The organism is Massilia sp. UMI-21, from assembly GCA_015277795.1.
Classification (GTDB): Bacteria; Pseudomonadota; Gammaproteobacteria; order Burkholderiales; family Burkholderiaceae_D; genus Telluria.
Genome location: CP063848.1, coordinates 4,986,512 through 5,012,623 on the forward strand (window position 1 = coordinate 4,986,512; position 26,112 = coordinate 5,012,623).

Annotated in this window: 25 protein-coding genes; 6 read left to right on the forward strand and 19 right to left on the reverse strand. The window is 67.3% G+C overall.

Going from position 1 to position 26,112, the window contains the following annotated elements:
• Positions 1 to 4: 4 nt before the first annotated feature.
• Entirely contained in the window at positions 5 to 505 is a 501-nt protein-coding gene (locus IM543_21930) for a hypothetical protein (protein ID QOY94121.1), read from the reverse strand.
• Positions 506 to 634: 129 nt separating this feature from the next.
• Here IM543_21930 and IM543_21935 point away from each other — a divergent pair, with 129 nt between their 5' ends.
• Positions 635 to 1,444 carry a YdcF family protein gene (locus IM543_21935; protein ID QOY94122.1) on the forward strand — a complete coding sequence of 270 codons (810 nt, stop codon included), beginning with the start codon at positions 635 to 637 and terminating at the stop codon, positions 1,442 to 1,444.
• On the opposite strand, the gene IM543_21940 is transcribed toward IM543_21935, so the two are convergent.
• The 6 genes from IM543_21940 to garD all read right to left on the reverse strand — a co-directional run bounded on the left by IM543_21940 (position 1,425) and on the right by garD (position 8,021).
• Complete coding sequence (locus tag IM543_21940; GenBank protein QOY94123.1) at positions 1,425 to 1,721, reverse strand: hypothetical protein; 297 nt, start codon at positions 1,719 to 1,721, stop codon at positions 1,425 to 1,427. The genes IM543_21935 and IM543_21940 overlap by 20 nt on opposite strands.
• A 2-nt stretch (positions 1,722 to 1,723) precedes the next feature.
• Positions 1,724 to 2,119 carry a cupin domain-containing protein gene (locus IM543_21945; GenBank protein ID QOY94124.1) on the reverse strand — a complete coding sequence of 132 codons (396 nt, stop codon included), beginning with the start codon at positions 2,117 to 2,119 and terminating at the stop codon, positions 1,724 to 1,726.
• Between the two features lie 57 nt (positions 2,120 to 2,176).
• Positions 2,177 to 4,630, reverse strand: a complete 2,454-nt coding sequence (locus tag IM543_21950; GenBank protein QOY94125.1) for a family 43 glycosylhydrolase — start codon at positions 4,628 to 4,630, stop codon at positions 2,177 to 2,179.
• Positions 4,627 to 5,508: an aldose 1-epimerase gene (locus IM543_21955; protein ID QOY94126.1), complete on the reverse strand. Its 882-nt coding sequence runs from the start codon at positions 5,506 to 5,508 to the stop codon at positions 4,627 to 4,629. The genes IM543_21950 and IM543_21955 overlap by 4 nt, the downstream gene beginning before the upstream one ends.
• A 4-nt stretch (positions 5,509 to 5,512) precedes the next feature.
• Complete coding sequence (locus IM543_21960) at positions 5,513 to 6,331, reverse strand: NAD(P)-dependent oxidoreductase (protein ID QOY94127.1); 819 nt, start codon at positions 6,329 to 6,331, stop codon at positions 5,513 to 5,515.
• Between the two features lie 148 nt (positions 6,332 to 6,479).
• Positions 6,480 to 8,021: a galactarate dehydratase gene (gene garD / locus IM543_21965; protein ID QOY94128.1), complete on the reverse strand. Its 1,542-nt coding sequence runs from the start codon at positions 8,019 to 8,021 to the stop codon at positions 6,480 to 6,482.
• Between the two features lie 166 nt (positions 8,022 to 8,187).
• Between garD and IM543_21970 the strand changes: the two genes are divergently transcribed.
• From IM543_21970 to IM543_21980, 3 genes are all read left to right on the forward strand, one after another.
• Positions 8,188 to 9,600, forward strand: coding sequence for a glycoside hydrolase family 88 protein (locus tag IM543_21970; GenBank protein QOY94129.1), 1,413 nt, complete (start codon positions 8,188 to 8,190; stop codon positions 9,598 to 9,600).
• A 17-nt stretch (positions 9,601 to 9,617) separates the two neighbouring features.
• The gene (locus IM543_21975; protein QOY94130.1) at positions 9,618 to 10,820 is read left to right on the forward strand and encodes a DUF4861 domain-containing protein; all 1,203 of its coding nucleotides are present in this window, start codon (positions 9,618 to 9,620) and stop codon (positions 10,818 to 10,820) included.
• A 189-nt stretch (positions 10,821 to 11,009) separates the two neighbouring features.
• Positions 11,010 to 11,942: a LysR family transcriptional regulator gene (locus IM543_21980; GenBank protein QOY94131.1), complete on the forward strand. Its 933-nt coding sequence runs from the start codon at positions 11,010 to 11,012 to the stop codon at positions 11,940 to 11,942.
• On the opposite strand, the gene IM543_21985 is transcribed toward IM543_21980, so the two are convergent.
• From IM543_21985 to IM543_22040, 12 genes are all read right to left on the reverse strand, one after another.
• A complete protein-coding gene (locus IM543_21985) occupies positions 11,922 to 13,109 on the reverse strand; it encodes an MFS transporter (protein ID QOY96809.1) in 1,188 nt (395 codons plus the stop codon). The genes IM543_21980 and IM543_21985 overlap by 21 nt on opposite strands.
• Positions 13,110 to 13,341: 232 nt before the next feature.
• The gene (locus tag IM543_21990; protein QOY94132.1) at positions 13,342 to 14,025 is read right to left on the reverse strand and encodes an OmpW family protein; all 684 of its coding nucleotides are present in this window, start codon (positions 14,023 to 14,025) and stop codon (positions 13,342 to 13,344) included.
• A 57-nt stretch (positions 14,026 to 14,082) separates the two neighbouring features.
• Positions 14,083 to 15,453, reverse strand: coding sequence for an SGNH/GDSL hydrolase family protein (locus tag IM543_21995; GenBank protein ID QOY94133.1), 1,371 nt, complete (start codon positions 15,451 to 15,453; stop codon positions 14,083 to 14,085).
• A 244-nt stretch (positions 15,454 to 15,697) separates the two neighbouring features.
• On the reverse strand, positions 15,698 to 16,756 hold the full coding sequence (locus IM543_22000) for a threonylcarbamoyl-AMP synthase (GenBank protein QOY94134.1): 1,059 nt from the start codon (positions 16,754 to 16,756) through the stop codon (positions 15,698 to 15,700).
• A gap of 2 nt (positions 16,757 to 16,758) precedes the next feature.
• Positions 16,759 to 17,970, reverse strand: a complete 1,212-nt coding sequence (locus IM543_22005) for a 5-(carboxyamino)imidazole ribonucleotide synthase (GenBank protein ID QOY94135.1) — start codon at positions 17,968 to 17,970, stop codon at positions 16,759 to 16,761.
• Positions 17,963 to 18,472 (reverse strand): 5-(carboxyamino)imidazole ribonucleotide mutase, encoded by a 510-nt coding sequence (purE, locus tag IM543_22010; protein ID QOY94136.1) that lies wholly within the window; start codon positions 18,470 to 18,472, stop codon positions 17,963 to 17,965. Before purE ends, IM543_22005 begins: the two co-directional genes overlap by 8 nt.
• A 4-nt stretch (positions 18,473 to 18,476) precedes the next feature.
• Complete coding sequence (locus IM543_22015; protein QOY94137.1) at positions 18,477 to 19,373, reverse strand: phosphoribosylaminoimidazolesuccinocarboxamide synthase; 897 nt, start codon at positions 19,371 to 19,373, stop codon at positions 18,477 to 18,479.
• Positions 19,374 to 19,648: 275 nt separating this feature from the next.
• The gene (locus tag IM543_22020) at positions 19,649 to 20,713 is read right to left on the reverse strand and encodes a fructose-bisphosphate aldolase class II (protein QOY94138.1); all 1,065 of its coding nucleotides are present in this window, start codon (positions 20,711 to 20,713) and stop codon (positions 19,649 to 19,651) included.
• Between the two features lie 19 nt (positions 20,714 to 20,732).
• Positions 20,733 to 22,193 carry a pyruvate kinase gene (gene pyk / locus IM543_22025; protein QOY96810.1) on the reverse strand — a complete coding sequence of 487 codons (1,461 nt, stop codon included), beginning with the start codon at positions 22,191 to 22,193 and terminating at the stop codon, positions 20,733 to 20,735.
• 85 nt (positions 22,194 to 22,278) lie between these two features.
• The gene (locus IM543_22030; GenBank protein QOY96811.1) at positions 22,279 to 23,457 is read right to left on the reverse strand and encodes a phosphoglycerate kinase; all 1,179 of its coding nucleotides are present in this window, start codon (positions 23,455 to 23,457) and stop codon (positions 22,279 to 22,281) included.
• A gap of 68 nt (positions 23,458 to 23,525) precedes the next feature.
• Positions 23,526 to 23,870: an AzlD domain-containing protein gene (locus IM543_22035; GenBank protein ID QOY94139.1), complete on the reverse strand. Its 345-nt coding sequence runs from the start codon at positions 23,868 to 23,870 to the stop codon at positions 23,526 to 23,528.
• On the reverse strand, positions 23,863 to 24,636 hold the full coding sequence (locus tag IM543_22040) for an AzlC family ABC transporter permease (protein QOY94140.1): 774 nt from the start codon (positions 24,634 to 24,636) through the stop codon (positions 23,863 to 23,865). The genes IM543_22035 and IM543_22040 overlap by 8 nt, the downstream gene beginning before the upstream one ends.
• 246 nt (positions 24,637 to 24,882) lie before the next feature.
• On the opposite strand from IM543_22040, the gene IM543_22045 reads away from it, so the two are divergent.
• On the forward strand, positions 24,883 to 25,077 hold the full coding sequence (locus IM543_22045; protein ID QOY94141.1) for a zinc-finger domain-containing protein: 195 nt from the start codon (positions 24,883 to 24,885) through the stop codon (positions 25,075 to 25,077).
• 48 nt (positions 25,078 to 25,125) lie between these two features.
• The gene (locus IM543_22050) at positions 25,126 to 26,112 is read left to right on the forward strand and encodes an alpha/beta fold hydrolase (GenBank protein QOY94142.1); all 987 of its coding nucleotides are present in this window, start codon (positions 25,126 to 25,128) and stop codon (positions 26,110 to 26,112) included.

A 26,112-nucleotide genomic window follows, 5' to 3' on the forward strand; every position in this document is an offset into this window, starting at 1 on the left:
CGCGTCACCCCATGGCGCGCGACTCGGCGCGGCGCCAGCGCAGCAGTCCGCCTGCGTAGACCAGGTAATACGCCGCCACCACGCCCATGATGCCCATCGAGAGCGGACTGGCGCCGAACGATGGCGCCTGCTGCGCCCCCAGGGTGAGCATGTCGACGACGCGGTACAGGACGCGCGCGATGAACACCATCGCCACCACCAGTCCGATCGGGGCATACGGCGTATAGAAGTAGTCGCCGCCGCGACGTTCGAAGCCGGTGCGGCGCAAGGCGGCGACGGCGAGCATGCCGCCCGCCGCGACGCCACCGCATAGACTTGCCAACACGACAGGTTTCGCCAGCAGCATGAATCCCATCGCCAGCAAGGCGACGGGCAGGAAAGTCACGCCGAACCAGTGGCGCCACAAACGCGACTGCTGCCGCAATGTCAGGCGCTGCACCCGCTTGTAGACGCGCCACATGATCAGCGGAGACACTGCGAGCAAGATGATGTTCGACTGCGTCATGGCGGCCTTTCCTGTGCTCGTGGGGAGTTGTATGCTAAAAGACGTTGATGATGGTCAACTGGACATGCATGACTATGCCCGTTTCCATTCCCCCTTGCAATCACACGACCGACAAACCGCCCGACACCCATGCTTGAGCTGCTCAATGCGCTACCGCGCGACCTGATCCTTCCGCCGGCCAACCTGTTCCTCGTGATCGTCATCGGCCTGGCGATCTGGCGCCGCTGGCCACGGATGGGGCGCGTGCTGGCCGGCGCCGGGCTGGCGGCGCTCGCCCTGCTGTCCACCACCGCGGTCGCGGACTGGTTCGTCACGCCGCTGGAGCGCATGACCGCGCCGCTCCAGGCGCCCGAACGCAGCGGCGCGCAGGCGATCGTGGTGCTGGCCGCCGGGCAGCTGCGCAATGCGCCGGAATACGGCGGACGCGACATCCCCGACTATGTCGCGCTGGCGCGCCTGCGCTATGCGGCGCACCTGCAGCGGCGCACCGGACTGCCGATCCTGGTCAGCGGCGGCAGCGCCGGCGAGCGCGGCGGCAGCGAGCCTGGCTATACCTTCGGCGACGCGATGGCGACGGCACTGCGCGAAGACTTCGGCGTGCCGGTGCGGTGGATCGAGGGACGTTCGCGCGACACCGCGCAAAACGCGGCCTTCAGCGCCGCCATGCTGCGGGCGGACGGCGTGCGCCGCGTCCTGCTGGTGACCACGGCGATGCACATGGCGCGCGCGCGCGCCGCCTTCGAGCGCGCCGGACTCGAGGTCGTCGAGGCGCCCACCATGTTCTTCGGCGGACAGGCCCGCAGCCTGCACGCCTGGGTGCCCAGCGCCGAGGGCATGCGCCGCTCCTGGTACGCCCTGTATGAACTGATCGGGCTCGCGTGGTACCGGGTGCGCGAGGGCGGCAAGGAGCGGGCGGCGCTCAAGGCGCCAGGCGCGTGACGCCGGCGGCGATCCAGACCACCGCGATCAGCACCGCAATGATGCTCGGAAAGAGCAGCGGCACCGCCAGTTCCGGCCGCATCTCGACGATCCAGGCGCATGCGAGGAACACGATCACGGGAAGCAGCAGCCTGGCCGCGGCATAGCGATTGATCCGGACCGCCTGCTCGGCAGAGTCGTAGTGGACGATATTCAGGATCTTCAGCCGCGGCGCGAGGTAGAGCACCGCGGCGACGCACGACAGGAACAGCGCGATGAACAGAAAGAGTCCGGTCACGATCATCCCCCCGGTTCCGGCCGGACCGGCCTGTGCAGGGTACCCTCGCCACGCGTTACGTGCAGCATGCGGCTCGGCGCGCGCACCTTGGCGGTATGCCATACGCCGCGCGGCACCACGACGGCGCCCGAAGCTTCCAACACGATTTTCTCCACTTCTGCGCCCCGATCGAGCTGCAGCTCGACGGCGCCGGACAGCAGATACACGAATTCGTCGCCTTGCGGATGCATCTCCCAGTTCGGCCAGTCTTGCGTGAAAGCGAACTCAGAAATCAGCCAGCCTTGCGCGTAGCGCGCGAGTTCGGATGGCGGCATTTGCCAGAAGGATGCGCCTGGCAGGTCCCGGGCGCCGCCATCGTCGGCAAGGTACACATAGGTATGCTGCGGGTCGAGGACCATGGCGGCTCCGGTGCTAGGGTGCGGAATACCCCCAAGTCTATCACCGACCGAATTCCTTCAGGGCGTGACGCGCAGGTAGTCGATGTCGGCAAAGGCGCCCTCTGCGCCGGTGGCGAACAGGCCGACCTGGGCGCCGACCCAGCGGCCCATGCTGGCCTCGAAGGGCTGGCCGAGCTGGGTATAGCGCAGCCCATCGGCGCTGTACCAGAACGACGCAAAGGCGCCGGCAGTGACCTGCATGCGCAGGTGCGCCGCAAAGCCCGGCAACACCTCGCCCAGCGCTTCGACGCACTTGCCGTCCTGGCCGCAGCTGACCCTCAGCACGCGCGGCTGGCCCTCGACGCGGCGCAGGCCGAACCAGTGACTTGCCAGGCCCAGCGTGCCGAGTCCTACCTGGTCGCCGTCACGCCGTGCGTTCAGCGCCACTTTGGCGGTGACGCCGAAGGCCGGCGCCGGGAACTTCTGGGTCAGCACCGACGCCAGACTGCGCACCGGCGCCTCCGGCTGGGCGAACAGGCGCAGCACGCCAGGGCGCGCATCGAGCGCGTACCAGCGCCGGTCTGGATTCGCCGCCCATTGCCACTGCGGGCCCAGCACCTTGCCGTCGAATTCGTCGCCCGTCGCGGGAACCCGCTGCGCGACGCTGCCCGCCACCGGCTTGGCGTGTTCCAGCACCGGTTGGCCGGTCCCGGGCGTGTTTGAAGGCTCGCCGATCAGCGGCCAGCCATCTTCCCAGCGCATCGGCTGCAGGTGGACCACGCGTCCGTAGGCGCGCTTGTCCTGGAAATGGAAGAACCAGTCCGTGCCCTGCGGCGTCGTCACCCAGGCGCCCTGGTGCGGCCCGTTGACCGGGGTGGCGCCCTGGTGCATCACGATGCGCGATTCGTAGGGTCCGTCGATACTGCGCGAGCGAAATACCGACTGCCAGCCCTCCTCGACGCCGCCCGCCGGCGCGAACACGTAATACCAGCCGTTCGCCTTGTACAGCTTGGGCCCTTCCAGCGTGCGGTAGCCGGGCAGCTTGTCGCCGTCGATCACGACCGTGCCTTCGCTGTCCAGCAGGCGGCGCCCGCTGGGGTCCATCCTGCGCAGCGTGAGCACGTTGTTGAAGCCGGCCCGGCTCCTGGCCCAGGCGTGAATCAGATACGCCTTGCCGTCATCGTCCCACAGCGGGGCCGGATCGATGATGCCCTTGCCCGCCAGGAGCAGGTGCGGCGCGCTCCACGGGCCGTCGAAGCTGGCGGCCGTGGTGACGTACACGCCCTGGTCCGGGTCCGGGTAGAAGATCCAGAATGTGTCGTCGTGGTAGCGCAGGGATGGCGCCCAGACGCCCTTGCCATGCTGCGGCGCGACGAACTGCGCGCCCGGCGTCAGCTGCGGCAAGGCGTGGCCCCTCAGCTCCCAGTTGACCATGTCCTGCGAGGACAGCAGCGGCAGGCCCGGCGCGTTCGCGAAGCTGGAGGCCACCATGTAGTAGGTGTCGCCGACACGGATCGCATCGGGATCGGAATAGTCGGCGTGCAGGATCGGGTTGCGATAGCGGCCGTCGCCCAGGTCGGGCGACCATGGTGCGCGCGCCTCTGTCGTGCCAGCCCCGGGCCCGAGCGTGCGCGCCAGGAAGGCGGCCATTGCATCGACGGTCGGCGACACCCACGGGTCGAACAGCCAGAACGCATGCGGGGTACCGGACAGCGCCACGGTATCGGTGTGGATGCCGTGCGACGCCAGCCTGGCCGCCATCGCTTCGCGGCCCACCGAGAAGCGCGGCACGCCGCTGACGATGAACAGCACCGGCGGGCTCCCCTTGCCGGCATGGGTAAGCGGCGAAGCGTCGCGCCACAGCGCTTCCTTCTCGGCGTAGCGGCCGCCGAACCAGGCGCCGGCGGCGGAGGGATTCTTGGCCGGGTCGTCCTCGTACCTGCGCGCCTGCTCCGAGGTGAAGTCGGACAGGCCGTCGATGCTCACCACGGCGCGGATCGCCTGCGGCGCGAGCATGCCGACCAGCGAGGCGATCTGGCCGCCGGCCGAACCCCCGGCGATCGCGACGCGCGCCGGGTCGATGCCGAAGCCTTCCGCGCCGCTGCGCAACCAGCGCACGGCTTGCGTCACGTCGTCAATGGCGGCCGGGTAGCGCGCCTGGCCCGACAGGCGATAGCTGACGGTGGCGGCCGCGTAGCCACGCGCGGCCAGCCGCGCCGCCAGCGGCGCCATGTTGGCGCGTTGGCCGCTGCCCCAGCCGCCGCCATGCACCAGCACCACCAGCGGCGCAGGCCCGGCGCCCGGTCCGGGCAGGTAGAGGTCGAGGCGAAGGGCCAGCTCGCCGCGCTGCGCATAGACGAGGTCCTTGCGCACTTGCACCGGCGCCGGCGCCTCGGCGCTGGCGATACGGATGAACGGATAGTCGCGCACCAGCTTGCGGTAGGTGGTGTCGGCGTTGAACGGGGCCTGGGCCTGCGCCGCACACGGCGCCATGGCGAGGGCCAGCAGAAGCGCAGCGGGCAGACGCTTCATAGCGCCGCCCCGCGGAAGGCGCAACGACGGCGCAGCGTCGCGCCCGGTGCAAGCACCGTCAAGCCCGGGTAGCCCGGCAGGTTGTGCGCATTGATCGGGTGGTCCACCGGCTCGAAGCAGAACACGTCGCGTCCCGGCGGAGCGTAGAGGATGAAATAATCCATGTCGGCCTGTAGCTCCAGTGCGACACGGCGTGCCGGCCAGGCGATGCGGGCGGTCCCGTGCCAGCCTTCGAAGACGTTGTCCACGCCGTCCTGCGGCAGGGGCGCCGGATGAGCGAAGCGCCAATGCGAAGGAATGTCCTGGCGGATCACCGGCAGTTTGTCGGGGCCGGCCATCCAGACGCTGTTGGCGCCGGCCTGGAGCAGCGCGCCGCTCGGGTCGGGCATCCAGGGATGCAGGCCGATCCCGAAGGGCAGCGCCCTGCGGCCGGCGTTGCATACGCTCAGTTCCAGCACCAGCGCATCGTCGACCAGGGTGTAGTGCAGCTCGGCCGTGTAGGCGAAGGGCTGCGCGTCCCGGCGGTCCAGCGTCAGGGTCAAGGAAGTGTCGACATGCGCCGCCACGCGCCAGGGCTGCTGCCAGGCGTCGCCGTGGATCGGGCAAGGCTCGCCCGCACGGTTGGGGGCGGGTGTGTGGCGCGTCCCCTCGAAGGCGAAGCCGGACGGCGCCATCCGGTTCGACCAGGGCAATAGCGGAAAACAGGCCAGCTGCCCCGGCAGCGGCATGGCCGTCACGTCGGACGGCAGCGGGCGCAGCAGCGCTCGCGGCGGCGCGCCATCGCCGCCCAGCCAGTCCAGCCGCGCGAGGCCGCCGCCCGCCTGGGGCACGACCTCCGCCAGCAGGCGGGCGTTGCGCAGGGTGAGCCGGTCGAGCATCGGATCAGTATTGCGGCCCGTCGAGCAAAAACTTGCCGCCCTGGTAGGTTGTGGTGACGTCGTCGCTGGCCGGGAACTCGGCGGTATCCGGGAACAGGTGGGCGAATCGCGACGAGCTGTCCTTCGGTTTGTAGCCGAGGTGCGAGGCCAGGCGGTTGTCCCACCATACGCTGTCGTTGTCCGAGACGCCGTACACGATGGTGTGGCCGACACGCGGCGCGAACAGCGAGCAGCGCAGCATCTCGACCAGGTCGTCGTAGGAGAACCAGGTGCTCATCATGCGCTTGTTGGCCGGTTCCGGGAAGCTCGAGCCGATGCGGATGCACACGGTCTCGATGCCGAAGCGGTCGTAGTAGTAGCGCGCGATCTGCTCGCCGAAGACCTTCGACAGGCCGTAGTAGCTGTCGGGGCGGGTCGGCGAGTTCGCGTCCAGCACCGTGTTGACGTGGTGGTAGCCGATCGCGTGGTTGGAGCTGGCGAAGATCACCCGGCGGGTGCCGGCCTTGTGCAGCGCCTCGTACAAATTGGCCACGCCCAGGATGTTGGCCTGCATGATCGGCTCGAAGGGCTTTTCGGTGGAGATGCCGCCGAAGTGCAGCACCGCGTCCACGCCGTCGAGCAGCGCGAGCACCGCCTGTTTATCGGCCAGGTCGCACTGGACGATTTCCTCGCCCTCGCGCGCCTCGCCCATGTCGGCGACGTCGGACAGGCGCACGACGTCCGCCCATGGCTTGATGCGCTCGCGCAGCACCTTGCCCAGGCCGCCGGCGGCGCCGGTCAGCAGGATGCGTTTGAAGGGTTTGCCTGTTGCAGTGTCGGTCATTCCAAGACTCCTTGATATTCGTGGCGTTGCCATGAACGCTTGCGGGCTTTTCGTAGGGTGGGCGGCTCTGCCGCCCACGCGTTCAAATCCCCGTAGCGGACAATGGACGCAAATATTCGTGCAGCGGCAACAACGCCCAATTCGTTGTTCAGGTCACCGGCGCCGGATTGAACAGCGCCAGTGCATTATGCAGTTTCCAGTGTTCGGCCCAGGTCTTGCGCCCGCTGGCCACGTCGAGGATCAGGCGGAACAGTTCCCAGCCCACGTCCTCGATCGTCGCTTCTCCGCTGGCGATGCGGCCGGCGTTCACGTCCATCAGGTCGTGCCAGCGCGTCGCCAGCTCGGTGCGGGTGGCCACCTTGATGACCGGGACCGCCGCCAGGCCATACGGCGTGCCGCGGCCGGTGGTGAAAATGTGCACGTTCATGCCGGCGGCCATCTGCAGGGTGCCGCAGATGAAATCGCTGGCCGGGGTGGCGGCGTAGATCAGGCCCTTCTGCTGCAGCTTCTCGCCCGGCGACAGCACGCCGGTGATCGCCGTGGTGCCCGACTTGACGATCGAGCCCATGGCCTTTTCCACGATGTTCGACAGGCCGCCCTTCTTGTTGCCGGGCGTGGTATTCGCGCTGCGGTCGACGCCGCCGCGCACCAGGTAATCGTCGTACCATTGCATCTCGCGCACCATCGCCTGGGCGACTTCGGGGGTGGCGGCGCGCGCGGTGAGCTGGTCGATGCCGTCGCGGACTTCGGTAATCTCGGAGAACATCACGGCGGCGCCGGCGCGCACCAGCAGGTCGGTGGCGAAGCCCACCGCCGGGTTGGCGGTCACGCCCGAAAAAGCGTCGCTGCCGCCGCACTGCACGCCGACCACCAGGTCGGCAGCCGGGCAGGTCTCGCGCCGGCGCGCGTTGAGCAGCTCCAGGTGCTGCTCGGCGGTCCGCATCAGATTGTCGATCATCGACATGAAGCCGACGTGCTGCTGGTCCTGCAGGGTGACGACCGAGGGTTCGGCGTTGCCGATCGGGATCGCCCCGGCCGGGAACAGGCGCGCCGGCGGCAGCTTCTCGCAGCCCAGGCTGACGACCATGACGTGGTCGCCGAAGTTCGGGTTGCGCGACAGGTTGCGGATGGTCTTGATCGGGATGTCGGCGCCTGGCGCGTCGATTGCGACACCGCAACCGTACACGTGCTCGAGCGCGACCACGTCCTCGACGTTCGGGTAGCGCGGCAGCAGTTCTTCCTTGATGCGCTTGACCGCGTAGTCGATCACCCCGGAAACGCACTGCACGGTGCTGGTGATGGCCATGATGTTGCGGGTACCAACCGAGCCGTCCCGGTTGCGGTAGCCTTCGAAGGTATGGCCTTCGAGTGCCGGGCCGGCGGCCACCGCACGCGTCCCGATGGGCAGGTCTTCGAGCGAACGTGCTTCCGGCATGCGCAGCACACGCTCCGATACCCAGCTGCCGCGCGGGATCGCGCCGCTGGCATAGCCGATCGTCACGCCGTAGCGGGTCACGGCATCGCCATCCGCCAGGTCGGCCAGCGCCACCTTGTGGCCTTGCGGGACCGCTTCAATCAGGGTCAGGCCGTCCGGAAAGACGGTGCCCGCGGGCAGTCCGCCGTCGTTGACGACGATGGCGACGTTGTCGCTGGCCTGCATGCGGATCGTGCGCGGAACTTGGGTGCTCATGATGTGTTGCCTTGGTCGGTAGGTTCTTTTTCAGTATGCCATACACTCCGCGCAGTGGCTAGTCCACCTTGCGATTTTGGTCGGACCAAATTAGAATGGACTGACCAAATACGCGTTTAACAATGAGTCGGACGAACGACCCGAACAATTCTTCGACTGGAGACATATGAAGACGACCGCGCTGGCAGCCTCGCTTGCCTTCCTTGCAGGCTGCACCTTCGCCTGCGCCCCCGCCCTGGCCCAGGGTGGCAAGTACCGCAACACCGACAACAAGAAGCTCGAAGACCCGGCCGAGGGTACGTATCCGGTGCCGTACAAGAAGCCGGCGGTGGCGGAAGTGACGGCCCAGCTCGAATCGATCCGCGCCTACCTGGACGGCGCCACGCCGACCCGCATCATCAGCAAGAAGACCGGCCAGCCGATCACCGATCTGAAGACCCCGGTCGCCGACGCCATCTTCGCGCCCAGCGCGGGCGACTACGGCATCCAGGTCTACGAGATGGGCGTGGTCCATTCCGGCCTGCTGAAAGCTGCCGAAGCCACCGGCGACCCGAGCTTCATGGCGATGACCCGGCGCCACTTCCAGTTCTTCGACCAGACCCTCCCCTACTTCCGCGCCCAGGAACGGCGCTTCCACCTCGAACGGGCCAACAGTTTCTCGCGCTTCCTCGACCCGCGCTCGCTGGACGATGCCGGCTCGATGTGCGCCGCCCTGATCCGCGCGCGCCTGGCCAGGGTCGGTCCGGACCTGCAAACCATGATCGACACCTGCAGCGACTGGGTGGCCAACAAGCAGTTCCGCCTGGAAGACGGCACCATGGCGCGCAAGCGTCCGCAGGAAGTCTCGCTGTGGGCCGACGACATGTACATGAGCATCCCGGCGCTGGCCGAGATGGGCCGCCTGACCGGCAAGCGCAAGCACTTCGACGACGCCGTCGACAATGTGACGGGCATGACCAGGCGCCTGTTCAACCCGCAGCTCGGCCTGTACACCCACGGCTGGCACGCCAACCACCCGGACGCGCCGCGTTTCTACTGGGCGCGCGCCAACGGCTGGGCGGTGCTGGCCATGTCCGACCTGCTCGACGTGCTGCCGAAGGACCACCCGGGTTACCCGCAGGTGCTGAACCAGCTGCGCGCCGCGATCAAGGGCATCGCCGAACTGCAGTCGGGCACCGGCCTGTGGCACCAGATGTTGGACCGCAACGACTCCTACCTCGAAACCTCGGCCAGCGCCATCTTCACCTACGTGATTGCACACGCGGTCAACCAGGGCTGGGTCAGCCCCACCACCTACGGCTCGATCGCACAGGCCGGCTGGGCGGGCCTGTCGACCCGCATCAATGCCAAGGGCCAGGTGGAAGGCACCTGCGTCGGCACGACGCTGGCCGGCGACATGGTCTATTACTACAACCGCCCGACCAGCGTGCACGCGCTGCACGGCTACGGCCCGATGCTGCTGGCCGGCGCCGAGATCATCAAGCTGATCAACAACCCGGCCTTCGAGATCCAGCACAAGGTGCGCACCTACCATTACCTGCCCAAGGGCGGCAAGACCGATTACCGCGAACACCACTGAACGAGGACCACCGAACCATGAAACGACTGATCCTTGCAGCAGCCCTGGCTGCGGCGCTGGACGCCGGCGCCGCTGAAAAGCTGGCCGTCACCGTCCGGCACGACCTGTCCATCGCGCGTCCGTCCGAGACGATCTCGATTCCGTGGAGCGACGTGAATGCCGCGCTGCCGGGCGCCCTGGTCCAGAAGATCGCGGTCAAGGATGCCAAGGGGCGCGTGCTGCCCTACCAGGTGACCAACGTCGCGCCGCTGTCGAAGGATCCGCACAACGCGGGCATCGCCTACGGCGAACTGCTGTTCCAGCACAGCTTCGCCCCGGGCGAACAGCGCGCCGCCTTCACCGTCGAGAAGATCGACACGGTGGCGCCGGTGTTCGCCCCCAAGGCCTTTGCGCGCTACGTGCCGGAGCGCCTCGACGACTTCGCCTGGGAAAACGACAAGATCGCGCACCGTACCTACGGTCCGGCCCTGGCCGCCCCCTCGCCGGCGGGCATGAACAAGGAGGTACTGGTCACGAGCGGACTGGACCTGTGGTTCAAGCGGGTGCCCTACCCGATCGTCGACCGCTGGTACAACAAGGGCCATGACCACTACCACCACGACGAGGGTGAGGGCATGGACATGTACAACGTCGGCAAGTCGCGCGGCACGGGCGGCACCGGCGTGTGGGACGGCAAGCAGCTTCACACCAGCGTCAACTACGCGTCGTGGAAGGTACTGGCCAACGGCCCGGTGCGCGCGGTGTTCGAGCTGCATTACGCCGCCTGGGATGCGGCCGGCAGGCAAGTCAGCGAGATCAAGCGCTTCACCGTCGACGCCGGCCACCAGCTGGACCGCATCGACAGCAGCTTCCAGTACGATGGGAACGAACCGATCACCGTCGCCGTGGGCCTGAACAAGACCCCGAGCGACAAGGGACAGAACCCGGTGATCACGGTCAAGCGCGACGGTCCGGTGCTGCTGCAGTGGGTCGAGCAGGACAGCAACGGCGCCTTCGGCACGGCGGTGGTGCTGCCGAACGCGGAAGGCTTCACCCAGGACGCCCTGAACGAACTGATCCTGGCCAAGGCCAGCTCCGGCAAGCCGCTGCGCTACTACGCCGGTGGCGCCTGGAGCCGCGCCGGCGAGATCACCACGGCGCAACAATGGCAGCGGCTGGCGCAGGACACCGCGGCGCGCGCCGGCAATCCGGTGCGGGTGACGCTCGCGCGCCAGCGCTAAGCCGCCAGGCATCCGCGTGGCGCGGCTGCGCTGCACGTTCCGACGCTCGAGGTTCCAGGCATCTCCTGCAGTGCTTTTCGGCCCGCCCTCGCGCGGGCTTTTTTCCTTGCGCCCCGTCGTTCTTGTCATGCGGCCCGCCATATGGAAAGATGAGCTGGCAGCATCTTTCACCGGCATCATAGGAAGTCCATGGACCGATTCGCCGAACTCAAGACCTTCTGCACCGTCGCCGCCTGCGGCGGCTTCTCGAAAGCCGCGCGCCAGCTCGGCGTGGCGACGTCGTCGGTCACGCGTGTGGTCGACGCGCTCGAGGCGCGTCTCGGCGTGGCCCTGCTGAACCGTTCGACCCGCAGCGTCACGCTCACCGAAGCAGGCCGCGGCTACCACGAGGATGCGCTGCGCATCCTCGCGCAGCTCGATGCCGCCGACGACGCCGCCAGCGGCAGCGCCACGGGTGTCGCCGGCCTGCTGCGGGTCGCGGCCCCGGTCAGCTTCGCCGCGCTGCACATCGCGCCGATCCTGCCCGCGCTGCGCGCGCGCCATCCGCGCTTGCAGCTCGACCTGCGCCTGAGCGACACCGCAATCAGCCTGGTCGACGAATCGGTCGACGTGGCGATCCGCATCGGCAGCCTCGACCCGCAGGCCAGGCTGGTGGCGCGCCGCCTGGCCGGACACAGCCGGGTGCTGTGCGCCAGCCCTGCCTACCTGCGGCGCCGCGGCCTGCCCCTGCTTCCTGCCGATCTCGCGCGGCACGACTGCCTGCCGTTCAGCTTTGCCGACCATCGGCGCGGCTGGCGCCTGCGCCGCAAGGACGGCGGCCCCGATGCGCCGGTCGAAGAGATCGCGTTCCAGGGCGTGGTCCAGGCCGATAACGCGGAAGTGCTGCGCCAGGCCGCCGTCGCCGGCCTGGGCGTGGCGATGCTGGCGCGCTGGCTGGTGCATGAGGACCTGCGCAGCGGGCGCCTGGTACAGGTCCTGGCAGACTTCGACGTCAATCCGGGCCCGATGGACGTGGCGCTGTATGCGCTCTACGGCAGCAACCGGCGCGGCTCGGAAAAGATCCGCAGCTTCGTCGACCTGCTGGCCGAACATCTGGCGCAGTCAGGTGTTCCCCTCGACTGAGGTTTGCGCCGGCTTGCCGGCCGGCGCCAGCTCGGCGCACCAGTAAACCAGGGCCGCCAGCGGGAAGGCCATTCCGGTCCACAGTGCCGCATCCCAGCCGTGATGCGCATACACCCAGGCGCCCGCCGCCGACCCGAGCGCGCCGCCGCCGAAGAACAGCGCGAAGTAGATGCCGTTCAGGCGGCTGCGCACCTCGGCGCCGAGCGCGAAGATGGCGCGCTGGCCCAGCACCAGATTGGCGGCCACCGCCATGTCCAGCACGATCGAGGCCACCACCAGCACGCCGATGGCCAGCGCGCGCGAGGCGGGCTGGTACAGGGGCAGCGCGAAACCGAGGATGCCGAGCACCAGGGCGGCCGCGGTGGCAGGCAGGGTGTAGCCGCGGTCGGCCAGGCGCCCGGCGATCGGCGACGCGATGGCGCCGGCCATGCCGACCAGGGCGAACACCGCGATCCCGGTCTGCGTCAGGTGAAAGCGCGGGCTTTCCAGCACCATCGGCGTGACGGTCCAGAACAGGCTGAAGGCTCCGAACAGGCCGGCGTGATAGGCGGCGCGGCGGCGCAGCAGGGGCGTCGTCGCCAGCAGCGTCCACAGCGAACCGATCAGTTGTCGGTATCCGAGCCGATGCGCCGGCTGGCGCAGCGGCAGCTTGCGGCGCAGGACGAAGGCCAGCACCAGGATCAGCAGCGCGGCAATGCCGAACACCAGGTGCCAGCCGCCATGGTCGGCCACCAGGCTGGCGGCCGGCCTGGCCAGCATGATCCCGAGCAGCAGGCCGCTGACCACCTTGCCGACCGCCTGTCCGCGCGTCGCTTCGTGCGACAGGTGGGCGGCGAAGGGCACCAGTACCTGCGCCGCGACCGAGCCCAGGCCGATGCCGAGCGAGGCGGCAAGGAAGGTCCAGGCGCTGGTGCTGGAGGCGGCCAGCGCAAGGGCCGCGCTGGTGGCCAGCAGCGCCACGAACACCAGCCTGCGGTTTTCCAGCAGGTCGCCGAGCGGGACGATGAAGAGCAGGCCAAGGGCGTAGCCGACCTGGGTCAGCGTGACGATCAGCCCGGCGGCCTGCGCAGACAGGCCGGTGGCGGCGCTGATCGGGCCGACCAGGGTCTGGGCGTAATACAGGTTGGCGACGATCAGGCCTGCCGAGACGGCCAACAGGCGCAGCATGCCGGGCGATATGTCGGGGGCGCAGGGGTGGTTCATGGGGTGCTCCTAGCGGTGTGGATAGGCCAGCCGGACAGCGGACCGGACCGGATGCGTTGGGAGCATTGTAGGTTCGCCCGGCCCATCGATTGACAGCGTGCCGCGCAACACTGTTTTCGACCGCCGGCAGCTTGCGCTGCCTGCACCATGAAAAAGGCCCGCACGCGGCGGGCCTTGAGGCAACGGGAAACGCAGCCTAGAACTTGTAGCCGACCGCCAGCACCACCGCCACCGGATCCAGTTTCATGTACTGGGTCTGGCCGGTCGAGAAGTGCACATCGGTACGCAGGCGGGCCTTGTTGACGGTCACGTCGGCAAACCACTTCGCGTTGAAGTTCACCGCCATGCCGATCTGGGCAGTGTAGGTGAACTTGTTGTCGATGCTGAAGGTGGTCGGCACGCCCATGCCCGGGTTGGTGATCGCGGTCATCTTGGCCGAACCACGTTCCTTCATGAAGTAGGCATAGGTGGCGCCGATGCCGACGAAGGGACGGAACATCGCGTCCGGGGCGCCGAAGCGGTATTGCGCGAACAGGGTCGCCGGCAGTGCCTGCACGGTGCCCAGCTCGCCGGTGCCGGCGATCGCGCCGGCACCGTAGATCTTGTGCTTGTATGGCGTGCCCAGGGCGGTTTCGAGCGAAATATTGTCCGTCAGGCCGTACGCAAGGACCAGCACCGGCTGGGTATCCTTCTCGACATCGGCCTTGGTGCCCGGCAGGGCCGGCGCGCTAATGTCGCCGCTCTCGACCTTCGGGGTCAGCTGGTTGACGCCGATCTTGGCGGTGAACTGGCCGGCCGACTGGGCCGATGCGGTCGAAGCACAGGCCAGCGCGGCGGCCACGCCCAGCACTTTGACGACGCTGTTGAAACGTACTTTCATTTTTTCTCCTGAATGTTTATAGAGGCCCGCCGTTCCCGGCAGGCCTCGCAGCAGTGCTTACAGCCAGCCCTTGATGGCCATATCCTTGAGGACATAGCGCGCCACCAGGTTGTTCTCGAACGGGGTCGGGTGGATCTCGTCGGCGAACATGTAGTGGCTGACGTCACCGGCCACCGTGTTGGCGTTGGTGCAGATCAGGGAAGTGGTGCCCAGCGCGTTCGGGCCGCAGGCCGGGGTCGTGGTGTTGGTCAGCCCGTACGGCGCCGGATTCTTCACCTGGTCGTTGCTGACGGTGTACAGGTCGACATACAGGATGCGCGGATCGTCGGCGCCCAGGCCGTTCTTCAGCTGGGTGTTGAAGGCGTTGACCATGGCGGCGGTCAGTTGCTGGATGTCGGCGGTCTTCGACTTGGCGGCCGGGGTGCTGGCCACGTCCGGCAGGTTGGCGACCACGACGTACTTGGCGCCCTTGCCGACGATCTCGTTCTTGACCAGTGCGGCCATCTGCGCGCCGGCGGCGCCCAGTTCCTGGACCAGCTTCGGACCGTTGGCGGTAGCGTAGTCGGCGCCGGCCTTGGCGCCGGCCGCGGCCGCGTCGGCCTGGGCCTTGGCCACCATCGGGCCGTAGACGGAGACCTGGGCGACGGCGGCATTGCCCGGCTGGACCGCGGCAGCGCCCACGGCGGCGCCGACGATGGTCTGGGAAGTGGAGCCGGGGCGCGCGCTTTCGGCCATGATGGCCGCGCCGATCGCCTGGGCGGCGGTCTGCGGGTTGGTGGCGCCGGCGGCCAGTTGGGCGGTCAGCGAGGTGGCAAAGGTCTGCGCGCCGGCGGCGGTGCCGGCGGCGGTCGCCGCAGCCGACAGCGTGGCCAGCTGCATCAGCACATCGTTGCCGCCCGACAGGACGGTGACCAGCTCGGTACCGCTGAACTTGTTGCCGTTGCGGGACAGGTGGTTGGCGACCTGGGTCACCAGCGGCACCGTCATCTCGCCGATCGGCGAACCGGTGGACGGGTTGCCCGGGCCAATCGGGTTGGTCACGCGCGAGCCGCCTTGGGCGTAGTTGAAGCAATTCAGGTTGTTCGTCACGGGCACCGAGAAGCCCAGCGCGGGGTCGCCCAGCAGGCCGGTCTGGGCCGGGCACGGCGCCGGCAGTTTCAGCTCGGCGGCCAGGAAGTCGACCCAGATCTTGCCGTTCAGCTCAGGGCTCTTCGCGGTGCCGTCGCCATTGATGGTGAACTTGCCGCCGCCGGCCTGCTTGACCGCGCCAACGGCATAGGTGCCCACGTCGGACAGGCTGTCGCCGAAGGAGACCTGCTGGGTGAAGGTGAGTGCTTGCGTTTGGTCGCCGCCGCTTGGGCTGGTTCCGCCGCAGGCCGCCAGCACCGCTGCAGTCAGCAGGGTCAGCGCGAGTTTGGTGTGACGCATTGTGTCTCCTAAGATGGTTTATTCTGAAACGAACGGGCGTGCTATTCGCATCACAATAATATGCCAGTGTTCAACTTGCTTGTATAGGGAAATGCTTGTCCATACGTCAGTTTTTGGTGACAAGAGCAAACAGATCGGGAGGGCGATTATAGCCCTCCCGTCGAGCCCGCAAGAAGTGCTTTCTCGAGGGGGTGTGGTTTTGAAGAACGCCCGTACGTACGGGCGCTCTACCCGATCAGGGTACTCAGGCGAGGGGGGACCGCGGGGTGACTTGATTGAGCAGGCCGTGCACGATGCCGGTCGAGCCGTGAGCGGCGCGGCGCAGGCGGTCGTTGACGCCCAGCCAGGCTCCGCCTTGCGGCGGCGCCTCGACCAGGATCACGTCGGCGCCGTGGTTGTCCATCGCGCGCAGCGCGGCGTACAGGGCGTGGGCGAAGCCATCCGGCGTGGCCGGCAGGCGCAGGGCCGCATGCGTCGGCGGCGTGTCCGTCAGCGGCAGCTCCGAGTAATGGATCAGTGCGACCTTGCGGCCGGCCGCGGCGAATTCACGCAGGGTCTGGCGCAACTGCGCGCCGTCTTGCATCGCCACCGGCGTGTGCGGCGCGTAGTGCGATTCGAGCGTGCCCGAAGCGCGCGGTGCTGCGGCATCCGGCGCGGCCGGCACCTGGTCGATCACGGCGGCGATGGCGTCGGCGCTGATATGGCCCGGACGCAGCAGCACCGGACCGTGGGTGGCCAGGCGTGACAGGTCGACGATGGTCGATTCGATGCCGACCTGTGATGCACCGCCGTCCAGCACCATGGCCAGGCTGCCGTCCTGCCCGAACTCGTCGCGCACGTGTTCGGCCAGCGTCGGACTGACCGCGCCGAACTTGTTGGCCGAGGGCGCGGCCACGCCGCCGCGGCCGCCCTTGAAGGCGCGCAGCAGCGCGATCGCCACCGGGTGCGAGGGGCAGCGCAGGCCGACCGTGTCCTGGCCGCCGCTGACGGCGTCCGGGATGTTCGGCGCGCGCTTGAGGATCATGGTCAGCGGGCCCGGCCAGAACGCCGCGGCCAGCGCATGGGCCTCGGCCGGAATGTCGGCAGCCCAGTAGTCGAGCGGCGCATCCGGCGCCAGGTGCACGATCACCGGATGATCCTGCGGGCGGCCCTTGGCGGCATAGATGGCGGCCACCGCGGCCGGGTTCTCGGCATCCGCCCCGAGACCGTACACGGTCTCGGTCGGGAAGGCGACCAGCGCGCCGTCTTCGAGCGCGCGTGCGGCGGCGTCGATCGCAGCCTGGTCGAGATTCTCGCTTGCCATGCTCACTCCGGGATGCCGAGGATGGCGCAGGCCTGGCGCAGGCTGGCCTGCGCCTGCTCCAGGGTGGGCGCCACGAAAGTGACATGTCCCATCTTGCGCGCGCGGCGCGGGTCGTCCTTGCCGTACAGGTGCAGGTTGGCGCCCGGCAGCGCCAGCACGCGGTCCCAGGCGGGTTCGCGTGCCGCACTTGCGTCACCTTCGCTGTCGCCCTCGAACCAGACGTCACCCAGGATGTTCAGCATGACGGCCGGCGAATGCTGGCGCACGTCGCCCAGCGGCAGGCGCGCCATCGCGCGCACCTGCTGCGCGAACTGGCTGGTGACGCAGGCGTCGATGGTGTAGTGGCCGCTGTTGTGCGGGCGCGGCGCCATCTCGTTGACCACCAGCGTGCCGTCCTGGAGCACGAAGAACTCGATGCACAGCACGCCCACATAACCCAGCTGGGCCACGATGGCGCGCGCCGCATCCTGCGCCTGCCTGGCGCACGCCTCCGACACGTTCGGTCCGGGCACGGTGGTGGTGAACAGGATGCCGTCGCGGTGCACGTTCTCGGCGATCGGATACACCACCGAGGCGCCGTCGATGCCGCGCGCGGTGAGCACCGAGACCTCGTAGGCCAGCGGCAGCATCTTCTCCAGCAGGCAGGTCACGCCGTCCATGGCATCGAAGGCGGCGCGCACGTCCTCGCGGGTGCGCACGCGCACCTGGCCCTTGCCATCGTAGCCCATGCGCACGGTCTTCAGGATCCCCGGCAGCAGGTCGTCATCGATGGCGTCGATGTCGGCATGCGAGGCGATGGTCTTGTGCGGCGCCGGCATCACGCCGGAGCGCGGTGCGCACTCCACGAAGAAGCGCTTCTCCGCAATGCGGTCCTGGGCGATCGACACGCAGGATGCGCTGGGCGCGACAAAGCTGCGCTCGCCCAGCCAGGCCATGCTGTCGGCCGGGACGTTTTCGAATTCGGTGGTGACCGCCACGCAGGTACGCGCCAGCTCGGCCAGGCCCGCGGCGTCGAGATAGCTTGCGTTGATCAGGCGCTCGGCGACCTGCCCTGCCGGGCAGTCCATGCCTGGTTCGAGCACGGCCACCTTGAAGCCCATCGCCTGGGCGGCATGGGCGAACATGCGGCCAAGCTGGCCGCCGCCCATCACGCCGAGCCAGGCCGACGGATTGGCGGCCGGGAGCAATGCTCCCTTGGATGCGACGTCACTCATGCGTCAGTACGGGAAGGGTCATGGCCTGGGCGGCCGCGGTCTGCTCGGCGCGGAAGGCCAGGAGCTTGTGCGCCAGCGCCTCGTCGGTGGCGGCCAGGATGGCGACCGCGGTCAGGGCCGCGTTGGCGGCGCCGGCTTCGCCGATGGCGAAGGTCGACACCGGCACGCCTTTCGGCATCTGCACGATCGACAGCAGCGAATCCTCGCCGCGCAGGTACTTCGAGGGCACCGGCACGCCCAGCACCGGCACGATGGTCTTGGCGGCCACCATGCCCGGCAGGTGGGCGGCGCCCCCTGCCCCGGCGATGATCGCGCGCAGGCCGCGCGCGCGCGCGGTTTCGGCATAGGTGAACATCTCGTCGGGCATGCGGTGCGCCGAGATCACCTGGGCTTCGAAGGGCACGCCGAACTGCTTCAGGACGTCCACCGCGTTCTTCATCACGTCCCAGTCGGACGAGGAACCCATGATGACGCCAACGACAGCTTTTGCTTGATCAGTCATCTGCTTATGCCTTCAGCTTCTCGCCGGTGAGGCGTTCGATGGCTTCGAAATACTTGGCCTGGGTTTTCTCGATGACGTCCTGCGGCAGGTTCGGCGCCGGCGCGGTCTTGCCCCAGTCGGTCAGGGTTTCCAGGTAGTCGCGCACGAACTGCTTGTCGAAGGAAGGCGGCGACATGCCCGGCGCGTACGAGTCGGCCGGCCAGAAGCGCGAGGAGTCGGCGGTCAGCACTTCGTCCATCAGGTGCAGGGTACCGTTGTCGTCCAGGCCGAATTCGAACTTGGTGTCGGCGATGATGATGCCGCGGGTGGCGGCGTATTCGGCGGCGGCGGTGTAGAGCTGGATGCTGATGTCGCGCATCTTGGCGGCCAGTTCCTTGCCGATGCGGTTTTCCATTTCCTCGAACGAGATGTTCTCGTCGTGTTCGCCGATGTCGGCCTTGGCGGCCGGGGTGAACAGCGGCTGCGGCAGCTTGTCGGCCTGGCGCAGGCCGGCGGGCAGCTCGATGCCGCAGATGGCGCCGCTTTCCTGGTAGTCCTTCCAGCCCGAGCCGATAATGTAGCCGCGCACGACGGCTTCGACCATGATCGGCTTGAGGCGCTTGGCCACGACCGCGCGGCCGCGCACCTGCTCCACCTCGTTCGGGGCGACGACCGATTCCGGGGCGACGCCGGTCAGGTGGTTCGGCACGATGTGGCCGAGCTTCTCGAACCAGAAGTCGCTCATCTGGTTCAGCACCATGCCCTTGGCCGGGATCGGCTCGTTCATGACCACGTCGAAGGCCGACAGGCGGTCGGTAGTGACGATCAGGATCTTGTCGTCGCCGACAGCGTAGTTGTCGCGTACCTTGCCGCGACCGAGCAGTGGCAGGGACTGGATGGTGGATTGGTAGAGGCTGTTCATAGATGGGATATCAGGGAAACGGGGCCGGGATGGTGCCGGTCGAGTGGGTCAGGTCTGGGGGAGTGGCCTGGGCCAGCGCGTAATTTTACGTCAATTTGCACTCCGTCGTCCCGGCGGAGGCCGGGACCCAAGTTTGCTCGCGTACCAACTGCAATACCGCTGTCGACTGCGCGGAGGAATTGGGTCCCGGCCTGCGCCGGGATGACGTTGATAAAGGCTGAGGATGAAGCTGGCTGCGCGGCTCCTGCAACGCAGCCTGGCTTCACTTACGACATTTACTTCACGATCTGGGACAGCTCGCCGGCCTTGTAGCGCTCGGCCATCTTGTCCAGCGGCAGCGGCTTGATCTTGCCCGCCATGCCTTCGCAGCCGAAGGACAGGTAACGCGCCTTGCACACCTCGGTGGCGGCTTCGCGGGCCGGCTTCAGGTAGTCGCGCGGGTCGAACTTCGACGGGTTCTGGAACATGTACTTGCGGATCGCAGCGGTCATGGCCAGGCGGATGTCGGTGTCGATGTTGATCTTGCGAACGCCGTGCTTGATGCCTTCCTGGATCTCCTCGACCGGCACGCCGTAGGTCTCTTTCATGTCGCCGCCGAATTCGCGGATGATCGCCAGCAGTTCCTGCGGCACCGACGACGAGCCGTGCATCACCAGGTGGGTGTTCGGGATGCGGGTGTGGATTTCCTTGATGCGGTCGATCGCCAGGATGTCGCCGGTCGGCTTGCGGGTGAATTTATAGGCGCCGTGCGAGGTGCCGATGGCGATCGCCAGGGCGTCGCACTGGGTCTTGGCGACGAAGTCGGCGGCCTGGGCCACGTCGGTCAGCAGCTGCTCGCGGGTCATGGTGCCGTCGGCGCCGTGGCCGTCTTCCTTGTCGCCCTTCATGGTCTCGAGCGAACCGAGCACGCCCAGTTCGGCTTCGACCGTCACGCCGATCGAGTGCGCGAATTTCACGACTTCTTTGGACACTTCGACGTTGTATTCATACGAAGCCACGCTCTTGCCGTCGGCCTCCAAGGAACCGTCCATCATCACCGAAGTGAAGCCCGAACGGATCGCGGCCATGCAGACCGCCGGCGACTGGCCGTGGTCCTGGTGCATGACGACCGGGATGTGCGGATAGGCTTCGACGGCGGCGTCGATCAGGTGGCGCAGGAAGGCTTCGCCGGCGTACTTGCGGGCGCCGGCCGAGGCTTGCATGATCACCGGAGCGTTGACGGCGTCGGCGGCGGCCATGATGGCCTGCACTTGCTCAAGATTGTTGACGTTGAATGCCGGCAGGCCGTAGCCGTGTTCGGCGGCATGGTCCAGCAGTTGACGCATCGATACGAGTGCCATGGTTGATTACTCCAAACAATTAAGAAACTATTTCGTCCAGCTCGCCCACGCGCACGATCTTGAGCGCGTTGGTGCCGCCGGCCTGGCCCATCGGCGAGCCCCAGGTCACGACGATCATGTCGCCCTTGCGCACCATGCCTTCGCGAATCAGGACCTCTTCCGCACGGCGCAGCACCGCGTGGCTGCCACCTTCCTGCAGGAGGTGGAATGCTCGCACGTTCCGGTACAGCGACGCCTTGCGCTGCGTCGTTTGCAGCGGGGTCAGGGCGAAGATCGGGGTGTCGATCGAGTGGCGGCTCATCCACAGCGCGGTCGAGCCCGATTCGGTCAGCGCCACGATCGCCTTCACCTTCAGGTGATGGGCCGTGAACAGGGTGCCGTAGGCGATCGACTGGTCGATGCGGGTGAACTGGACATTCAGGAAATCTGCGTCCTGCTTGTTGTATTCGGATTGTTCCGCTTCCAGGCAAATAGCGGCCATCATCTCGACGGTTTCGACCGGATACTTGCCCGATGCGGTTTCGGCCGAGGTCATCACGGCATCGGTGCCGTCCAGCACCGCGTTCGCCACGTCCGACACTTCGGCGCGGGTCGGCACCGCGTTGACGATCATCGACTCCATCATCTGGGTCGCGGTGATGGCCAGCTTGTTGGAAGCGCGCGCCATCTTGATCATGCGCTTCTGCAGCGCCGGCACGGCCGCGTTGCCCACTTCCACCGCCAGGTCGCCGCGGGCGACCATAATGCCGTCGGAAGCGTCGAGGATTTCCTGTAGCACGGGAATCGCTTCGGCGCGCTCGATCTTGGCGATCATCATCGGCTTGTGGCCGTAGGCTTCGCCGGCGATGTTGGCCAGCTGGCGCGCCATTTCCATGTCGGTGGCATTCTTCGGGAACGAGATCGCCAGGTAGTCGGCCTGGAAGCTCATCGCGGTCTTGATGTCTTCCATGTCTTTCGAGGTCAGCGCCGGCGCGGTCAGGCCGCCGCCCTGGCGGTTAATGCCCTTGTTGTTCGACAGCTCGCCGCCGACCTTGACCGTGGTGCAGATTTCCTGGCCGACCACCTTGTCGACGACCAGCACGATCAGGCCGTCGTTGAGCAGCAGCTTGTCGCCCGGCTTGACGTCGCGCGGCAGCGCCTTGTAGTCGAGGCCGACGCGTTCCTGGTTGCCCAGTTCGCCGTTCTCGCCCCACCGCGCGTCGAGAATGAACTTGTCGCCATTGTTCAGGAAGATCTTGCCCTCTTCAAACTTGCCGACGCGGATCTTGGGGCCCTGCATGTCGGCCATGATCGCCACTTCGACCCCGCATTCGGCGGCGGCGCGGCGCACCAGCGTGGCGCGGTCGATGTGATCCTGTGCCTTGCCGTGCGAGAAGTTCAGGCGCACGACGTCGACGCCGGCCCGGATCATCTTGACGAGGATGTCGAAATCGGTCGATGCAGGACCGATGGTGGCAACGATCTTGGTGGCGTTGTACAGGGGGCGCGCAGCTTGCATGTGATGGCTTTCCTTGATTCTGAAAAGAGAAGCGCAGCCCCCGGGGCTGCGCTGGTACTGTGTGGTCTTAGTTGCTCTTCCGCTGGAGCAGGATCTCGACTGCCGGCAGGGTCTTCCCTTCCAGGAACTCGAGGAAGGCGCCGCCGCCGGTCGAGATGTAGCCGATCTGGTCGCCGATGTCGTACTTGGCGATCGCGGCCAGGGTGTCGCCGCCGCCGGCGATCGAGAAGCCCTTCGACTTGGCGATGGCCATGGCCAGGGTCTTGGTGCCCTCGGCGAACTGGTCGAACTCGAACACGCCCACCGGGCCGTTCCAGACGATGGTGCCGGCCTTGGCCACCTGCCCGGCCAGCATGGCGGCGGTCTTCGGACCGATGTCCAGGATCATGTCGTCATCGAGCACGTCGGCCACGTCCTTCACGGTCGCGGCGGCGCTCGGGCTGAATTCCTTGGCGCAGACCACGTCCACGGGAATCGGCACCTGGGCGCCGCGCGCGGCCATCATGTCGATGATCTGCCTGGCTTCGCCGACCAGGTCGTTCTCGACCAGCGACTTGCCGATGTTCAGGCCGACCGCCTTCATGAAGGTGTTGGCGATGCCGCCGCCGACGATCAGGTTGTCCACCTTACCGGCCAGGCTCTGCAGGATGGTCAGCTTGCTCGACACCTTCGAGCCGGCCACGATGGCCAGCAGCGGACGGTCCGGCTTGCCCAGGGCCTTGCCCAGCGCGTCCAGCTCAGCCGCCAACAGCGGGCCGGCGACGGCGATCGGGGCGAACTTGGCGATGCCGTGGGTGGTAGCTTCGGCGCGGTGCGCGGTGCCGAAGGCGTCGTTGACGTAGACGTCGCACAGCTTGGCCATCTTCTGGGCCAGCTCGTCCGAATTCTTCTTCTCGCCCTTGTTGACGCGGCAGTTCTCCAGCAGCACGACCTGGCCCGGCGCGACATCCACGCCGTCGACCCAGTTCTGCTTCAGCGCTACCTGCTGGCCGAGCAGCTCGGACAGGCGCGCGGCGACCGGCGCCAAGCTGTCTTCCGGCTTGAATTCGCCTTCAAGCGGACGGCCCAGGTGCGACGTCACCATCACCGCGGCGCCGGCCTTCAGGGCAGCCTGGATCGCCGGTACCGAGGCGCAGATACGGGTGTCTTCAGTGATATTGCCAGCGTCATCCTGCGGTACGTTCAGGTCGGCGCGGATGAATACGCGCTTGTTCTTCAGCGCGTCGCGGTCGATCAGGTCTTGCAAGCGGGTGAAACTGAGAACTTCGTCCATGGGCTAGTCAACAGTGAATAGTGAAAAAACGTCATTGTACATTAGCGCAGGGGCTCGAAAACCTGCAATACGCGCAACAGTGTAAAGGCTCCCATGCCGAACATAATGGTCATCAGCATGTTGCGGCGCCAGAGATAAAAGCCGAGTGCGGCCAGGCCGGCGATCAGCTTCGGGTTGGCCAGGGTGAACTGCGCCTGGCCTTGCGGATCGATCAGCAGGTCGGGCCCGATGATCGCCGCCAGCGCACAGGCCGGCGCATAGCGCAGCATTTCCTGCACCCGCGGCGGAATCGTCACGCGGTGGCCGATCAGCCAGAACGAGCTGCGGGTGGCGGCGGTGGCGACGCACAGCACGCCGATGGTGGCCCAGATTTCCCAGTCAGACATGCTTGGCCTTTCGCTTGGCAGTGCGCTTGAGCAAGGTTTCCTCGACGGTCATGGCAGTGAGCATGCCGACCAGGACCGCCAGCAGCAGGCCGAGCTTGTACGGCAGGCCGTAGGCCAGCACCGACACCGCGAGCGCGACCACGACGCCGCACAGCGCCGCATTGTTGATGATGAGCGGAACCATGATGCACAGGATCGCCAGGGTGCCGGCAAATCCCAGGCCCCATTCGCTCGGGATGGCGCTGCCGAGGAAGATCCCGATCAGCGAGCCGGCCTGCCAGGAGAACCAGTTCGGGTACATCAGGCCCTTCAGGTAAGAGAGCTTGCCGGCGACACGCTCGGCGGTCGGATAGCGCTGCAGGAACATCGCGACGGTCAGGTCGCCAGAGACATAGCCGAGCAGGAAACGCTGCTTCCAGGGCAGGTGCGCAAAATGCGGCCCAAGCAAGGCGGAGAAGATGACGAAGCGCAGGTTGACCACCAGCGCGGTGGCGAAAATGACCCAGATCGGCGCAGCGGCCGCGATCAGGGGAAGTGAAGCAAGCTGGGCGGAACCGGCAAAGACCAGCAGGGTCATGCCGACCGCCTGCACGGCGCTCAGGCCGCTCTTGACCATCGCGATGCCGACCACCAGGCCCCAGGCGCCGATGCCGAACAGGGTGGGCAGGCCGGTCTTGAAACCTGCGCGCCAGGCAGTGGGATCATGGGCTTCGGCGGATTCCACGGCGGCAGCGTGGTCCCGGCCTGGCGGCTGGGCCGGGCTCATGTGGTTTTCCTGCAACTGCCGTCATGGGCGGGGGCGGTGACGGGCTTGAAACGATCGGGCATGAAACGTCTGTAAAGGTGCGGCGCCGGGCTGGCAACGGATGGGCAAAGCATTGGCAACGCATTGGCAAATACAGCGCCCGGGCTCTATGATGATCAGCTTGATATTCTACCGATCATTTCGATATGCAGGTTGAATCGGATAGAATCGTATTTTTGTCCAAATCCCCTTGTCGGAGAAAACCAGATGAACCAAAAGACGATGCCTGTGGTGGAACTCGAGGCCAAAGACCTGCCGGCGCATTGCCCGAATCCGGCAATGCCGCTGTGGTCCTCGCACCCGCGCGTCTTCCTCGATTTCGACCACCACGGCGACGCCAAGTGCCCGTATTGCGGCACCCAGTACCGCCTGGCCCCGGGCGTCGAGTTCAAGCACCACTGATCTTCTGGTGCGGCCCACCGCCGCACCCCGATACCCGTCGTCTCCTCCATGTCCTACCGTGCGCCCGCATGGCTGCCTGGCGGCCACCTCCAGACCATCTATCCGGCGACCTGCACGCCGAAGCCGCCCGTCGATTACCGGCGCGAACGCTGGACGAGCAGCGACGGCGACTTCATCGACGTCGATTTCGTCGATGGCCAGCCGGGCCAGCCGCTGGTGGTGCTGTTCCACGGCCTGGAAGGCTCTTCCGACAGTCACTATGCACGCGCGCTGATGGCCGCGCTGCGCGAGCGTGGCTGGTCCGGCGCGGTGCCGCATTTCCGCGGCTGCTCGGGCGAGGCCAACCTGATGCCGCGCTTCTACCATTCCGGCGACGCCCTCGAGGTGGACTGGATCGTGCGCAAGCTGCACGCACGTGCCCCAGGCCCGCTGTTCGTGGCCGGCGTTTCGCTGGGCGGCAACGCGCTGCTGCGCTGGCTGGGCGAATCGGGACACGGGGCGGAGATCGTCGACGCCGCCTGCGCGGTATCGGCCCCGCTCGACCTGGCGCGCGGCGGCGAGGCGCTGTCGTCCGGCCTCAACCTGCTGTACACCCGCATGTTCCTGCAGACGCTCAAACCCAAGTGCCTGGCCAAGCTGGAACGCTATCCCGGCCTGTTCGACCGCGCCGCCTTGATGCAGGCGCGCGACCTCCACGCTTTTGACAACGTGGTCACGGCGCCGCTGCACGGCTACAAGGACACCGACGACTACTGGCACCGCGCCAGCGCGCGCCACGTGCTGCACGCGATCACGGTGCCGACCCTGGTGCTGAACGCCCGCAACGATCCCTTCCTGCCGGGCCGCTATTTGCCCCAGTCCGCCGCGCAGGCGGTGACGCTGGAGTATCCTGAGCAAGGAGGGCACGTCGGTTTTCCCGTGGGGCCATTTCCCGGGCGGATAGACTGGCTGCCGCGGCGCATCCTCGACTTCTTCGACAGCGCCGTGCCCCATCCGAGCCGCGCGCCGGGCGCGCACGAACCATGCGAAGCTTGA